This window comes from Streptomyces sp. NPDC002623, assembly GCF_053592635.1.
This window is the reverse complement of sequence record NZ_JBSFWB010000009.1, coordinates 130,980-145,875: the sequence shown is the minus strand read 5'-3', so window position 1 is coordinate 145,875 and position 14,896 is coordinate 130,980. Positions and strand designations below refer to the sequence as shown.

Below are 14,896 nucleotides of genomic sequence, written 5' to 3'. Positions count from 1 at the left end.
CCCGGGCGTGGGCCCTCGGCTTTTGTCCGGGCACCGCGGGGCGGTACGGTCGACGATCGTAAGCACCATAGGGGAGGCGAAGGGCGTCGATGGCCATTGCCAAGGCCGAGCGGCTGATGAACCTGGCGCTGTGTCTGCTCGGGACGCGGCGGCCGCTCAGCAAGCGCGAGCTGCGCGATTCCATCGAGGCGTACGTCGAGACCTTCCGGCCGGGGAGCGGTGCGGCGGGGTCGGACGACTCGTTCAACCGGATGTTCGAGCGGGACAAGGACGATCTGCGTGAGCTCGGCCTGGTCATCGAGACCGTGGAGAGCCTGGACGGCGAGATCGGCTACCTGGCCCGCCGGGACAGCAACCGGCTGCCGGCCATCACCCTCGACGCCGAGGAGGCCGCGGCGCTGGGTCTGGCCGCCAAGGTGTGGCAGCAGGCCCGGCTGGCGGGCGCGGCGAGCGGCGCTCTGCAGAAGCTGCGCGCGGCGGGGCTTCCCGAGGACGTCGACCCGTACGAGCCGCATGGCGCGCTGGAGCCCCGGATCCCGGTGCACGAGGCCGCGTTCGAGCCGCTGATGCTGGCCTGCCGCGACCGCCGGCCCGTGGTGTTCGACTACCGCAAGGCCACCGCCGCGCACCCGGAGCCCCGGCACGTCGAGCCGTGGGCGCTGGAGTGCTGGCGCGGCCACTGGTATCTGGCGGGCTTCGACCGGGACCGGGGCGCCGAGCGGGTCTTCCGGCTGTCGCGGATCACCGGCAGGGTGCGTTCGCGCGGCGCGGCCTTCACCGTGCCGGTGCCCGATGTCGTCACCGTGCGGGAGACGGTCGCGAGCTGGGCGGGGGAGACCGCCGACCGCAGCGCGCTGATCCGGCTGCGGGCGGGCGCCGGGTACCCCTTGCGGGCGAAGGCCGGCTCGGTTCGGGAACTCGGGGACGGCTGGGACGAGTTGGAGATTCCGTACGGCCACGGGCTGGACGCCTGGCTGGTGGAGTTCGGTCCGGACGTGGTGGTCCTGGAGCCCGCGGAGCTGCGGGCGGATGTCGTGGACCGGCTGCGGGCCGTGGCCAAGGGCTGAGGGGGAGCGAGCAACACAGTGGCAGGCAAACCGGTCAGGCCGGCGAACGCGATCGACCAGACCCGGCGGATGCTCTCCCTGGTGACGTATCTCAGGGAGCGCCCCGGCGCGCGCATCGAGGACGTGGCGCGCGCCTTCGGCATCACCGAGGACGAACTGGTCTCGGATCTCGACGTGCTGCCCATGTGCGGCACCAGCTTCCGTGGCGGCGATCTTCTCGACATCGACACCGACGGCGAGCGCATCTGGTGGCACAACCCGGCCGCGCTGGGCGCGGAGGCCGCCGAGCCGCTGCGGCTGGCCGCCGACGAGGCGACGGCGCTGCTGGTGGCGGCGCGGGCCGTGGCCACGCTGCCCGGTCTGCGGGAGGGCGACCGGCAGGCGCTGCTGCGGGCGACGGCGAAGGTGGAGGCCGCGGCCGGTGAGGCGGCGGGGGCGAGCGCGCGGCTGTCGGTGACGTTCGAGTCCGAGGGCGGGGTCTTCGCGGACGTCGACCGGGCGATCTCCGAGCGGCGCCGGCTGTGGATCCGCTACTACTCGCCGGCTCGGGACGAGGTCACCGAGCGCGAGATCGACCCCATCCGGCTGGTCAGCGTCGGGCACACGTACGTGGAGGCCTGGTGCCGCCGCTCGGAGGCGCGCCGCACGTTCCGGCTGGACCGGGTCGCCGAGATCAAGATCCTCGACGAGCCGTCGGCGCCGCCCGAGGTCGAGCTGCGGGATCTGTCGGAGGGGCTGGTGCAGCCGGCCGCCGAGGATCCGGAGGTCGTGGTCGAGGTCGATCCGGGCGGGCGCTGGGTCGCCGAGTACTATCCGCACGACAGCGCCGATGAGCTTCCGGACGGCGGACTGCGTATTACTCTGCGCACGCCCGAGCCGGCGTCGCTGCGGCGGCTGGCGCTGCGGCTCGGCCGTGACGGCCGGATCGTCTCGCCGCCGGAGCTCGCCGACAGCGCCCGCAGGGCCGCCCGCGAAGCGCTGGCGGCGTACGACGGGACAGCGGGGCCGGGGGCGGGCGACGACAGTCGGTTCGACGGGCGGGAGCAGGAGCGTTGAGCGAGTCGGTGACCTCTGGTGTGCGGGACGTCTCGGTGGCTTCCGCGTTCGCGGGCATGCGCAGCGTGGCCCCGGTCCGGTTCAGAGCGGGCTGCCCGGACTGCCGGGGGCACTTCGAGCTCAGCGCGAGCGCGCTGATGCTGGCCATCGGCGCCTCCAGCCGCACCACGTTCTACTCCTTCACCTGTCCCGACTGCGGAGCGGCCGTGCGCAAGCCGGCCGGCGAGCGGATCGTCGAGCTGCTCACCGGCGGCGGCGTACGCACCCTGCGGCTGCACACCCCGTAGCGGGGTCTAGGCTCGCCCACATGTTCTGGCCGATGTTCGCGGTTGCCGTGGGTTTTGTGGGTCTTGCCGTTCTCGCGGTGTTCGCCGTGCGGGTTTTTCTGGAGGCGCAGCGGCTGGGGCGGCAGGTCGCGGAGTCCGCGCGTCGCATCGACCGGGCGGCTCAGGATCTGGAGCGGGCGGCCGTGAGCGCGGCCCGGGCTGTGGACACCCTGTGACAGCTGCTGTGGCGAGCTTCGCGGAGCGCTGTGGTGGTCCTGTGAGTCGAGCGGCTCATGCGTTTTGGGCCACTTCGCCCTCCCGCGCAGGTGGCGGGGACAGGTACGCTGCTGACGCGGCTCGGAGAACGAGGCCCGGACCGCTGACCGGGAGTACGCACGGGGATTGCCTCACGTTTACCCCTGAGCGTTACGATCGCTGCCAACACGATCCTTCGGACACATGTCCGACCGATCGGACAGCACCCCACCCAGCCGCCTCGGTGAGAAGGTAAAGACTTATGTTCGGAAGGCTCGGAGCTCCCGAGATCATTCTCATCCTCGTCGTCATCATCCTGCTGTTCGGCGCGAAGAAGCTTCCGGACATGGCCCGCTCGCTCGGCAAGTCCGCGCGCATCCTCAAGAGCGAGGCCAAGGCGATGAAGGACGAGGGCAGCAACAACGCGGCCACTCCGGCCGGCCCGCCCACCCCCGGCGAGCAGCCCCCGGCGCAGCGCACCATCCAGGCCTCCCCCGGCGACGTGACCAGCGCCCGCCCGGTCACGGAGCCGACGGACACGACCAAGCGCTGACTCAGGGCCGGTGACCTCCGGCCCGCCGCTCGAGATGGGAACGTGGGTTGCTGAAGTCTGCCCGCAAGCAGGAGGAGAAGGACCCCGAGGGGCGGATGCCCCTCGCGGATCATCTTCGTGAGCTGCGCAACCGGCTCGCGAAGGCGATGCTGGCCATCGTCGTCGTGACGGTCGTGGCCGCCTTCTTCTACAACGACATCATCAACTTCCTCACCAAGCCGATCCTCGACTCGGTCGGCTGTGGGAAGACTTTCGAAGAGATCGCGAGCCAGCTGAACTCGGGTGACGCCACCAACAAGTGCGCGAGCATCACGATCAACGGCCTCCTCGCGCCCTTCACGCTGGCCCTTCAGGTCTCCCTGATGGCCGGCATCGTGTTCGCCTCGCCGGTCTGGCTCTACCAGCTGTGGGCCTTCATCGCGCCGGGGCTGCACAACCATGAGCGCAGGTACGCCTACGCGTTCGTCGGCACCGGCGTCCCGCTGTTCCTGGGCGGCGGCTACTTCGCCTACGCGGTGCTGCCGACCACCGCGAAGGTGCTGATCGACTTCACCCCGGGCGGGGTCAGCAACCTTCTGCCGCTCGACGACCTGCTGCAGCTCGTCACGCGCATGGTCATCGTCTTCGGTCTCTCCTTCGAGCTGCCGCTGCTGCTGGTCTTCCTCAACCTGACCGGCATGGTCACCGGCAAGCGCATGCTCGGCTGGTGGCGGGCCATGATCATCGGCATCACGGTGTTCGCCGCCGTGGCCACGCCCAGCACCGACCCCGTCTCGATGCTGGCGCTCGCCGGACCGATCTGGATCCTGTACTTCGGCGCGACCGGCTTCTCCGTGCTGAACGACCGCCGCCGACGCCGCCGCGACGCCCAGGGCCCCGCCGACGACGAGGCCTCCGACCTGGACCTCACCCCCGAGGACGTCGGCGAGGTCGAGACGGTCTCCGCCAGCCGCACGCTGCCGGAGCAGACGAGCACGGACCGCGTCAACGGCTATGACGACGTGACCTGACGATCGTCGCAGAGCCCGGGGAGCCCGTGCGGGCGTCCCACCGGCCATGACTTCACCGCGCCCCGGGGTGAGCCGAAAGGCACTCCCCGGGGCGCGGTGCGTGTCACGGGACCGTGCGGCGGGTGCCCCGCGTGCGCCCGTGAGCTGGGCGTACCCAGGTTTTGTGGCAGGAGATCCGGATAATGATCGTCCTGTTGTCAGTGCGGCCCGGTACGCTCGAAAGCACGATGACAGAGGACCTCTCACCGGCCGAGCGGTACGCGGCAGCCCGTAAGCGTGCTGTCGAGCAGGCCACCGCGCTCGCGTCCTTCCGCGAGATGTACGACTTCGGTCTCGACCCCTTCCAGATCGAGGCCTGCCAGGCACTCGAGGCGGGCAAGGGCGTCCTGGTGGCCGCCCCCACCGGCTCGGGCAAGACGATCGTGGGCGAGTTCGCCGTCCACCTCGCCCTCCAGCAGGGTAAGAAGTGCTTCTACACGACACCCATCAAGGCGCTGTCGAACCAGAAGTACTCCGACCTGTGCCGCCGCTACGGCGGCGACAAGGTGGGCCTGCTCACCGGCGACAACAGCGTCAACTCCGACGCCCCGGTGGTCGTGATGACCACCGAGGTGCTGCGGAACATGCTGTACGCCGGCTCGCAGACGCTCCTGGGCCTCGGGTACGTGGTGATGGACGAGGTGCACTACCTCTCCGACCGCTTCCGGGGCGCCGTGTGGGAAGAGGTGATCATCCACCTCCCCGAGTCGGTCACCCTGGTCTCCCTGTCCGCGACCGTGTCCAACGCCGAGGAGTTCGGCGACTGGCTGGACACCGTGCGCGGACACACCGAGGTGATCGTCTCCGAGCACCGGCCCGTGCCGCTGTTCCAGCACGTGCTCGCCGGGCGACGGATGTACGACCTGTTCGAGGAGGGCGAGGGCAACCGCAGAGCCGTCAACCCCGACCTCGCGCGACTGGCCCGGATGGAGGCCAGCAGGCCCTCCTACCAGGACCGCAGACGCGGCCGCAATGTGCGCGAGGCCGACCGTGAGCGGGAGCGCAGACAGCGGTCGCGGGTGTGGACGCCGGGGCGGCCGGAGGTCATCGAGCGGCTCGACGCCGAAGGGCTGCTGCCCGCGATCACGTTCATCTTCAGCCGTGCCGCCTGCGAGGCCGCCGTCCAGCAGTGCCTGTACGCCGGGCTGCGGCTGAACGACGAGGAGTCGCGCGCCGAAGTCCGCGCCCTCGTGGAGGAGCGCACCGCCGCCATCCCCGACGAGGACCTGCACGTCCTCGGCTACTACGAGTGGCTGGAGGGCCTGGAGCGGGGCATCGCCGCCCACCACGCGGGCATGCTGCCGACCTTCAAGGAGGTCGTCGAGGAGCTGTTCGTGCGCGGGCTGGTCAAGGCCGTCTTCGCGACGGAGACCCTCGCGCTCGGCATCAACATGCCCGCCCGGTCCGTGGTCCTGGAGAAGCTCGTCAAGTGGAACGGCGAGCAGCACGCCGACATCACCCCCGGCGAGTACACCCAGCTCACCGGGCGGGCGGGCCGGCGTGGCATCGACGTCGAGGGGCACGCCGTCGTGCTGTGGCAGCGTGCCATGAGCCCCGACCACCTCGCCGGGCTCGCGGGCACCCGCACCTATCCGCTGCGCTCCAGCTTCAAGCCGTCGTACAACATGGCGGTCAATCTGGTCGAACAGTTCGGGCGGCACCGCTCGCGCGAACTGCTGGAGACGTCGTTCGCACAGTTCCAGGCCGACCGGTCGGTGGTCGGGATCTCCCGGCAGGTGCAGCGCAACGAGGAGGGGCTGGAGGGCTACAAGGCCTCCATGACCTGCCACCTCGGAGACTTCGACGAGTACGCGCAGCTGCGCCGCGACCTCAAGGACCGCGAGACCGAGCTGGCCAAGCAGGGCGCGGCCCAGCGGCGCGCCGAGGCCGCCGTCGCGCTGGAGAAGCTCAAGCCCGGTGACGTCATCCATGTGCCCACCGGCAAGTACGCGGGTCTGGCGCTGGTGCTCGATCCGGGTCTGCCCGCCGGCCGCGCCAACGGCCACCGCGGCTTCGACCAGCACGACGGGCCGCGTCCGCTGGTCCTCACCGCCGAGCGCCAGGTCAAGCGACTGGCCTCGATGGACTTCCCGGTGCCGGTCGAGGCGCTGGAGCGGATGCGGATCCCGAAGACGTTCAACCCGCGCTCCCCGCAGTCCCGCCGTGACCTCGCCTCCGCGCTGCGCACCAAGGCCGGGCACATTCCGCCGGAGCGGGCCCGCAGGCAGCGCGCCCAGGCCGCGGACGACCGTGAGATCGCCCGGCTGCGCACCGCGATCCGCGCGCACCCCTGCCACGGCTGCACCGACCGCGAGGACCACGCCCGCTGGGCCGAGCGCTACCACCGGCTGCTGCGCGACACCTCGCAGCTGGAGCGACGGATCGAGGGGCGGACGAACACGATCGCCCGCACCTTCGACCGGATCGTCGCGCTGCTGACCGAGCTGGACTATCTGCACGGCAACGAGGTCACCGAGCACGGCAAGCGGCTCGCCCGTCTCTACGGCGAGCTCGACCTGCTCGCGAGCGAATGCCTGCGCGCCGGTGTGTGGGAGGGGCTCGCCCCCGCCGAACTCGCCGCCTGTGTCTCGGCATTGGTATACGAAGCGCGGGTCAGCGACGACGCGATGGCGCCGAAGCTGCCCTCGGGCAAGGCGAAGGCCGCGCTCGGCGAGATGGTCCGGATCTGGGGGCGGTTGGACGCCCTGGAGGAGGACTTCCGGATCAGCCAGACCGAGGGCGTGGGGCAGCGCGAGCCCGATCTCGGCTTCGCCTGGTCCGCGTACATGTGGGCCTCGGGGAAGGGGCTGGACGAGGTGCTCCGGGAGGCGGAAATGCCCGCCGGGGACTTTGTCCGGTGGTGCAAGCAGGTCATCGACGTGCTGGGGCAGATCTCCGCGGCTTCCGCTGCCGAGGGCTCGACCGTGGCGAAGGCTGCTCGCAAGGCTGTCGATCAGTTGCTGCGGGGGGTTGTCGCCTACTCGTCGGTGGGGTGAGTCCCCCTAGGACCTGTCCAGATACGAGCGCCAGCCTCCGTGCCCGGTGATGTCCTCGGCGTCCGTCAGTGCGGCCGGTTCGCACAGGAAGCCGGGGACGGCGGTGCCGTCCTTCAGTTGCACGCTGCCCAGCGTCATCGGGCGGGGGAGCGCGGTCAGCAGGCGGCCCAGGCCCTCGGCCGGGAGGCGCCAGATCTCCGTCTCGATCTCTGCGCCTCCTTCTCCCACGTGCACCAGCCCCGGCTTCGGCGGGGTCGTACGCAGGGCGTGCAGACGGTAGACCGGGGCCGTTGTGGTCGTACGGTCCAAGGTCGCGCCCAGGGACAGGAGCTGGGGGTTCAGGGGCTGGCCGGTCAGATGGGCGCCCACCACGGCCAGGCGGGCCTGCGGTTGCAGCAGGGGCGCGATCTTCGCCAGGCGTTCGTCGGTGTGGGCCGGGCCGATCAGCATCACGCCGAAGGGCAGGCCGTTCACCTCGCCGGCCGGGACGGCGACCGCCGCCAGGTCGAAGAGGTTCGTGGAGTTGGTGAAGCGGCCCAGGCGGGCGTTGGCCCCCAGCGGATCGGCGGCGACCTCGGCGAGGGTGGGATGACCGGGGGCGGTGGGCAGGAGCAGGGCGTCCGCGTCGGCCAGTTCGGTGAGCGCGCGGGTGCGCAGGGCCGTCAGACGCTCGGTGTCCGTGTAGAGGCGGTGGGCCGGGAGGTCGCGGGCCCGGGTGATGATCCCGGCGACGGTCGGGTCCAGGCCCGCGCCGCCCTCCGCCAGCAACTTGTCGACAAAGCTCCCCACCGCCGTATAGCGCTCGGCCACGAACGCGCCTTCGTAGAGCATCGACGCGGCCTCGGTGAAGGGGGTCAGATCGAGGGTGCGGATCTCGGCCCCTGCCGACGCGAGCTGCCGCACCGCCGCCTCGTACGCCTCGGGCCAGCCCTCGTCCAGCTCGCCGAGCTGGTCGAGGGGCGCGACCGCGATGCGCCAGGGGCCGGGGGCCCGGCCGGGGACGGACGGCATGGTCGTGCCGCTCGTCATATGGGCCATGGCCCGTTCCGCCTCGGGCAGGGTGCGGGCGAAGACCGTCACACAGTCCAGCGACGCGCAGGCCGGGACGACTCCCTCGGTGGGGACCAGGCCGCGGGTGGGCTTGAGGCCGACGATGCCGTTGAAGGCGGCCGGCACCCGACCCGAGCCCGCCGTGTCCGTGCCGAGGGCGAGGTCGACGATGCCCAGGGCCACCGCGACGGCCGAGCCGGAGCTGGAGCCGCCGCTGATCCGCGCCGGATCGTGGGCGCTGCGGACCGCGCCGTGCGGGGAGCGGGTGCCCACCAGGCCGGTCGCGAACTGGTCCAGGTTCGTCGTGCCCAGGAGCAGGGCGCCCGCCGCGCGCAGTCCGGCGACCACCGGGGCGTCGGCCGCGGGGCGGTAGGCGTACGCCGGGCAGCCCGCGGTGGTGGGCAGCCCCGCCACGTCGATGTTGCCCTTGGCGGCGAACAGCCGGCCGGCCAGGGGGAGGTGCTCGCCCCGCGCCACCCGGGCGTCGAGCGACCGGGCCTCCGCCTCGACGTCGTCCCGCGGCCGCAGGTCGATCCAGATCTCCGGGCGGTCGACCGCTTCGATGCGGGCGTAGGCGGCGCGGACTCGGGAGAGAGTGCTGGACATCGCGTTGTTCCTCGTTCCTCGTTCAGGCCGTGGCCGGGGCCAGGACGAGCAGGGCCGTCCCCGCCTCCACCTGGTCGCCGGGGCGGGCCAGGACCTGCGCCACCACGCCGTCGACCGGCGCGTGCACCCTGGACTCCATCTTCATCGCCTCCAGCGCGAGCAGCGGCTGACCCGCCGTCACCTCGTCGCCGGGGGACACGTTCAACTGCCATACGGACGCGGCGAACTCGGCCTCGACCAGACGGCCGCCGGCCGGCACGGCCACCTCGGCCGGGGGATTCGAGGGCGCTGCCGTGTCCTGCGCGCGGGCGAACTCGCCCGCCGCCTCCCACGCGTCCCGCTCGGTCGCGAACGCGGCTCGCTGCCGGGACCTGAACTCCGCGATGGAGTCCGTGTGTTCGGCCAGGAAGGCCTGGTACTCGGCGAACGAGAAGGCACCCTCCTCGACGCGCGGCACGAAGCGGCCCGAGGTGATGTCGGCCCGCAGTTCCAGGAGTTCGTCCGCGTCGACCGGATACCAGCGGATCCGGTCGAAGAACCGCAGCAGCCAGGGCGAGCCCGCCTCGAACGCGCCGCGCTGCTGCCACGGCGACCACACCTGGGTCGTACGGCCCACGAACTGGTAGCCGCCGGGGCCCTCCATGCCGTAGATGCAGAGGTAGGCGCCGCCGATGCCCACCGAGTTCTCGGCCGTCCAGGTGCGCGCGGGGTTGTACTTCGTCGTCACGAGGCGGTGGCGCGGGTCGAGGGGGGTGGCGACCGGGGCGCCCAGGTAGACGTCCCCGAGGCCCAGGACCAGGTACTCCGCGTCGAAGACCGTGTCGTAGACGTCCGCGACCGACTCCAGGCCGTTCACCCGGCGGATGAACTCGATGTTCCACGGGCACCAGGGGGCGTCGTCGCGGACGCCCGCCATATAGCGGGCGATGGCCTCCCGGGTCGCCGGGTCGTCCCAGGACAGCGGGAGGTGCACGGTGCGGGAGGGGACGACCAGCTGGTCCGTGGGCGGCAGGGACGTCGTCATCTCCCGCACGGCCGCGAGGAGTTCGCGTTGGGGGAGGCGGCCGGGGTCGGTCTGGATCTGGAGCGAGCGGATGCCCGGGGTGAGGTCGGTGACGCCTGCCAGGTCCGCCGCGGTCACCGCCTCCATCAGGGCGTGGACGCGCATCCGCAGGGCGAGGTCCAGCTGCATCGGACCGAACTCGACCAGCAGGTTGTCGTCGCCGCTGCGACGGAACGTGATGTCGCCGTCCCGGGCCAGCACACCCCCGTCGACGATCTCCGCGCGCCCCGCGCCGTCCACGTCCACGGGCCGGAAGCGGACCGTGTCGCCCGGGCGCAGTTGGCCCAGCTTCCAGCGCTCCGAGCTGAGCACCGTCGCCGGGCACACGAACCCGCCGAGCGAGGGCCCGTCCGGGCCGAGCAGCACCGGCATGTCGCCGGTGTAGTCGACGGCGCCGACGGAGTACGGGGTGTCGTGGATGTTGGACGGGTGCAGGCCCGCCTCGCCGCCGTCGGTGCGCGCCCAGCGCGGCTTGGGCCCGATCAGCCGCACTCCGGTGCGGGCCGAGTTGAAGTGGACCTTCCAGTCGGCGGCGTAGAAGTCGCGGATGTCGTCCTCGGTGAAGAACTCCGGTGCGGCGTGCGGGCCTTCGACGGCGCCGAGGTGCCAGACAGAGGTGAAGGCCGGCCGCTCCGCGACGCCCACGGCCGCCGCGGGTGCGGAGCCCTCGGCGACCGTGCCGCCGTGCAGGACGTCCCCGGTGCGCAGCGTCCGGCCGCCGTGTCCGCCGAACCGGCCCAGCGTGAAGGTGCTCGCGCTGCCCAGGAAGGCGGGTACGTCGAGGCCGCCCGCGAACAGGACGTAGGTGCGCAGGCCGTGCTCGCCGGGCGCGCCGACCTCCAGCACGCAGCCCGCGGGAACGGTCACCGGCTCCCACTGCGCGACCGCCGTGCCGTCCACGGTGACCGGCGCCGGCGCGCCCGTCACGCACACCGTCGTGGCGTGGGTGAACCGCAGCGTCGGGCCCTGAAGCGTGCACTCCAGGCCCGGCGTGCCCTCGGGGTTGCCGAGCGCGCGGTTGCCCAGGCGGAAGGAGCGGTCGTCCATGGGGCCGGACGGCGGGACGCCCACCTGCCAGTGGCCGGTGCGGCCGGGCCAGTCCTGCACGGTGGTGAGGGTGCCGCCGGAGACGACCTCGATGCGCGGGGTCGGATCGTGCACCTCGGCGAGGGTCGCCGTCGAGTGCGCGGCCGTCATGAACCGCGGGTCCGTCAGCGCCGCCCGGACCAGACCCAGGTTGGTCTCGATGCCGTCGACGCGGGTGCGGGCCAGGGCCTCGTCGAGGCGGCGCAGCGCATGCTCCCGGTCCGGGCCGTAGGCGATCACCTTCGCGAGCATCGGGTCGTACGACGTCGTCACCTCGGTGCCGGTCTCCACCCAGCCGTCGACGCGCACCCCGGCCGGGAACTCGACCCGCGTCAACAGGCCCGCGCTGGGCCGGTGTTCGCGGCTCGGGTCCTCCGCGTACAGGCGGGCCTCGACGGCATGTCCGCGGGGCGGGCCGGGAGCGACGACGACGTCCCGCTCGCCGCGCGCCAGGCGCAGCATCCAGGCGACCAGGTCGACGCCGTAGATCTCCTCGGTGACCGGGTGCTCCACCTGAAGCCGGGTGTTGACCTCCAGGAAGTAGGCCTCTGCGCGGGCCGCGTCGTAGACGAACTCGACGGTGCCGGCGGAGCGGTAGCCGACCGAGGCGCACAGGTCCCGGGCGGACGCGGCGAGTTGTCGCCGGACGTGGTCGGGGAGCCCCGGCGCCGGGGCCTCCTCCAGGACCTTCTGGTTGCGGCGCTGCAGGGAGCAGTCGCGGTCGCCGAAGGTGACGACCTTGCCCTCGCCGTCGCCGAAGACCTGTACCTCGACATGCCTGGCGTGCTCGACGAGCCGTTCCAGGAAGACGCCGGCGGAGGAGAAGGAGGCGGCGGCGACCCGCTGGACGCGTTCCCAGGCGTCGGCGAGTTCCTCGGGGGAGCGGCAGGCGGACATGCCGATCCCGCCGCCGCCCCCGGTGGCCTTGAGCATGATCGGATAGCCGATGACCTGGGCCTTCTCCTGTGCCTCGGCCAGGGACGCCAGCAGTCCGGTGCCCGGCGCCAGCGGCACTCCGGCCCGCTCTGCGGCCGCCCGGGCCGTGTGTTTGGCGCCGAACAGCTCCAGCTGGCCGGGCGTCGGTCCGACGAACACGATCCCGGCGTCGGCGCAGCGGCGGGCGAAGTCCGCGTCCTCCGACAGGAAGCCGTAGCCCGGGTGGATCGCGCCCGCGCCGCTCTCCACGGCCGCCTTCAGGACCAGGTCGGCGTCGAGGTAGGACTCCTTCGCGGGCGCCGGGCCGAGCCGGACCGCCTCGTCGGCGAGCCGGACGTGGGGCGCCGAGCGGTCGGGGTCGGAGTACACCGCGACCGTGCGCAGACCGAGTTCGCGGGCGGTGCGGACGATGCGGACGGCTATCTCGCCCCGGTTGGCGATCAGCAGCGTGTCGAACAGCGGCTTGTCGGACAGTGGTTTGTCGAGGCTCATGCCGGGTCCTCGTCGCCGACGGGAGCGGTGATCGTCATCTCCACGGCCGTCGGCTCGAAGCCGTTGCACGGGTTGTTGATCTGGGGGCAGTTGGAGACCAGGACGAGGACGTCCCGTTCGGCGCGCAGGGTGAGCGAGAGGCCCGGTGCGGAGAGGCCGTCGACGATGCCGAGGGTGCCGTCCTTCTCGACGGGGACGTTCATGTACCAGTTGATGTTGGAGACGAGGTCCCGTTTGCCGAGGCCGTGCTTCGCGCCCTCGGCGAGGAAGTTGTCCACGCACGCGTGCTGCGCGTAGGTGTGGTGGCCGTAGCGCAGGGTGTTGGACTCCTTGGAGCAGGCGCCGCCGACGGTGTCGTGGCGGCCCACGGCGTCGGCGGTCACCGTCATCAGCGGGGTGTGCTCGTTGGACATCAGCACGCTGCCGGTGGTGAGGAAGACGCCGCCCTGGGCGTGGATCGTGTCGGGGGCGCTGTAGCGCACAGAGGTGTCGTGGGCGTCGTACACCAGGAAGTCGACGGCCTGGTTGCCGTGCAGGTCGGTGATGGTCAGCGTCTCGCCGGTGCGCAGGACGGACGACCAGGACGCCCGGGCGGGAACGACGGTCTTCATGCGAGCCCCCTCGCGGTGAGGAATTCGGCGGTGTTGAGGAAGGCGCGGCGGCCCTCGGGGGTGGCGTCCCACAGGGGGTCGCCGGGCCGGGTCGGCGCGGCCCGCCAGGCGAGGACCTCCAGCGCAGTGCTGACGTAGTCCGGGCGGGGGTCGGCCGGGTGCGGCACGTTGGCGATCAGCACGGTCAGGTCCTGTTCGGCGCGCAGGGTGACGCTGCCGCCGGGGCCCGCCGAGCCGGTGAAGTCGAGGGAGCCGTCCTCGCGGACCTCGATCCCCTGGAAGAAGGACAGGGAGGGCGGCAGGTCCCGGGGTTCCAGGCCGTTCTTGGCGGCGGCCAGCTTGAACAGCTCCCGGCCGGCCGGGGAGGGGGACTGCGGGGCGCCGTCGCCGTAGCGCTCGGTGTTGCGCACCAGGGTGGAGGTGCCGCACAGGGCGTCGTGCCGGCCGGCGGTGTCGGTGACGACCGAGGCGAGGACGCGGCCCTGGTCGGACAGGAGCAGCACGCCCTCGCCGAGGTAGGCGTTCCACTGGACCTTGACCGTGTCCGCGACGTTCAGCCGCTCCCAGGGGCGGCCCTCCACGTACAGGAGCAGGTGGGCGCAGGCGTCGCCGTGCAGGTCGGTCAGGCGCAGCTCGGTGCCGCGGGCGAGGACCCGGTGGGTGTAGTTGCCGCCCGCGACCGTCTCGGCCCACACCAGCAGACCTGCCTCGCAGGGCGGGTTCTGCCAGTCCCGGGCCGGGACGACCGGCATGGTCTCGGCGCGGGCACCTGCCTGGGCCCGGGCGTGGGCGCGTGCTCCGTGGGTGGTCGCTGTCGCCGCCATGTGCGGACCTCCGCAGCTCGGTCTAATTTCTGTCGCCCGACAGAAATTAGGTCCGGGTCGGGTCGTCGCCGTTGCTCTCGGGTTGCGGGCCGGTTACCTACTCCTCACCGGGATCGCCCGAAGATCGCCTTCCGGCGTCGTGTGCGAGGATCGAACGCATGGGGACGAGCAGCGGACGTCGAGTGGGCCGGCCCCGGGCCGCGCAGCGCCCGGACAGCGGGCTCGCACCGCGCGCCGAACTGCTCGTGGCCGCCGCGGAGTTGTTCACCACCCGCGGCTACGCCGCCACCACGACCCGGGCCGTCGCCGAGCGGGCCGGCATGCGCCAGGCCTCCATGTACCACTACGTCTCCGGCAAGGAGGAGCTGCTCGCCGAGCTGCTGGAGTCGACGGTCACGCCCTCGCTGGCCTACGCCCGTGAGCTGCTCGCGGACGACGCGCGTCGCGCCGAGGACCGGCTGTGGGAGCTGTGCCGCACCGACGTGGAGCTGCTGTGCGGCGGCTCGCACAACCTAGGCGGCCTGTATCTGCTGCCCGAGGTGCGCACCGAGCGGTTCGCCGGCTTCCATGCCGTGCGTGCCGAACTCAAGGACGCCTACCGTCAGTTGATCGCCGCGACGGCGGCGGGCGGCGGGCTCGCCAAGGGCGAGCTCGATCTGCGCACCGATCTGGTCTTCGGGCTCATCGAGGGCGTCATCCTCGTCCACCGCTCGGATCCCGACCGCTCCGTCTCGGAGTTCGCCCGCGCCACCGCCGACGCGGCGCTGCGCATCGCGGGGAACTGAACACCCTCCGCGACCGCCCGGGCGAGGTCGCCTCACTCTTCCCGGTGAAGTAATTCGTACGCCCGTTCGACGTCACGTCACGTGTTCGATCGAATGCGATGCGTGTAAATGACCTGAGGTTACTCCACGTACGGGAGCGGTTTCAGGGGGTTGCCGAATATGACACGGCGTTGATCCTGTCGGACTAAGCTCGCCCGCGGC

12 protein-coding genes are annotated in these 14,896 nt (G+C 72.1%); 8 read left to right on the top strand and 4 right to left on the bottom strand.

The window, feature by feature from the left end; translation table 11 throughout:
* Positions 1 to 89: 89 nt before the first annotated feature.
* From ACWD4O_RS18840 to ACWD4O_RS18810, 7 genes are all read left to right on the top strand, one after another.
* Complete coding sequence (locus ACWD4O_RS18840) at positions 90 to 1,067, top strand: helix-turn-helix transcriptional regulator (RefSeq protein WP_450947834.1); 978 nt, start codon at positions 90 to 92, stop codon at positions 1,065 to 1,067.
* Positions 1,068 to 1,085: 18 nt separating this feature from the next.
* The gene (locus ACWD4O_RS18835; protein WP_450947835.1) at positions 1,086 to 2,123 is read left to right on the top strand and encodes a helix-turn-helix transcriptional regulator; all 1,038 of its coding nucleotides are present in this window, start codon (positions 1,086 to 1,088) and stop codon (positions 2,121 to 2,123) included.
* A complete protein-coding gene (locus ACWD4O_RS18830) occupies positions 2,120 to 2,410 on the top strand; it encodes a hypothetical protein (protein ID WP_451281083.1) in 291 nt (96 codons plus the stop codon). The genes ACWD4O_RS18835 and ACWD4O_RS18830 overlap by 4 nt, the downstream gene beginning before the upstream one ends.
* A 20-nt stretch (positions 2,411 to 2,430) precedes the next feature.
* Positions 2,431 to 2,625: a hypothetical protein gene (locus tag ACWD4O_RS18825; protein WP_079663381.1), complete on the top strand. Its 195-nt coding sequence runs from the start codon at positions 2,431 to 2,433 to the stop codon at positions 2,623 to 2,625.
* Between the two features lie 281 nt (positions 2,626 to 2,906).
* Positions 2,907 to 3,197, top strand: a complete 291-nt coding sequence (gene tatA / locus ACWD4O_RS18820) for a Sec-independent protein translocase subunit TatA (RefSeq protein ID WP_451281081.1) — start codon at positions 2,907 to 2,909, stop codon at positions 3,195 to 3,197.
* Positions 3,198 to 3,244: 47 nt separating this feature from the next.
* A complete protein-coding gene (gene tatC, locus ACWD4O_RS18815) occupies positions 3,245 to 4,207 on the top strand; it encodes a twin-arginine translocase subunit TatC (RefSeq protein WP_451281079.1) in 963 nt (320 codons plus the stop codon).
* A gap of 182 nt (positions 4,208 to 4,389) precedes the next feature.
* Positions 4,390 to 7,242, top strand: a complete 2,853-nt coding sequence (locus ACWD4O_RS18810) for a DEAD/DEAH box helicase (protein ID WP_451281077.1) — start codon at positions 4,390 to 4,392, stop codon at positions 7,240 to 7,242.
* Positions 7,243 to 7,248: 6 nt separating this feature from the next.
* On the opposite strand, the gene atzF is transcribed toward ACWD4O_RS18810, so the two are convergent.
* The 4 genes from atzF to ACWD4O_RS18790 are packed head-to-tail and all read right to left on the bottom strand — an operon-like array spanning position 7,249 to position 13,910.
* Positions 7,249 to 8,898, bottom strand: coding sequence for an allophanate hydrolase (gene atzF, locus ACWD4O_RS18805; protein WP_451281075.1), 1,650 nt, complete (start codon positions 8,896 to 8,898; stop codon positions 7,249 to 7,251).
* Positions 8,899 to 8,920: 22 nt separating this feature from the next.
* Complete coding sequence (locus ACWD4O_RS18800) at positions 8,921 to 12,475, bottom strand: 5-oxoprolinase/urea amidolyase family protein (protein WP_451281073.1); 3,555 nt, start codon at positions 12,473 to 12,475, stop codon at positions 8,921 to 8,923.
* Positions 12,472 to 13,086 carry an urea amidolyase associated protein UAAP2 gene (locus tag ACWD4O_RS18795; RefSeq protein ID WP_351908109.1) on the bottom strand — a complete coding sequence of 205 codons (615 nt, stop codon included), beginning with the start codon at positions 13,084 to 13,086 and terminating at the stop codon, positions 12,472 to 12,474. Before ACWD4O_RS18795 ends, ACWD4O_RS18800 begins: the two co-directional genes overlap by 4 nt.
* Positions 13,083 to 13,910 carry an urea amidolyase associated protein UAAP1 gene (locus ACWD4O_RS18790; RefSeq protein WP_451281071.1) on the bottom strand — a complete coding sequence of 276 codons (828 nt, stop codon included), beginning with the start codon at positions 13,908 to 13,910 and terminating at the stop codon, positions 13,083 to 13,085. Before ACWD4O_RS18790 ends, ACWD4O_RS18795 begins: the two co-directional genes overlap by 4 nt.
* 158 nt (positions 13,911 to 14,068) lie before the next feature.
* Between ACWD4O_RS18790 and ACWD4O_RS18785 the strand changes: the two genes are divergently transcribed.
* Positions 14,069 to 14,695: a helix-turn-helix domain-containing protein gene (locus tag ACWD4O_RS18785; protein ID WP_451281069.1), complete on the top strand. Its 627-nt coding sequence runs from the start codon at positions 14,069 to 14,071 to the stop codon at positions 14,693 to 14,695.
* Positions 14,696 to 14,896 lie beyond the last annotated feature (201 nt).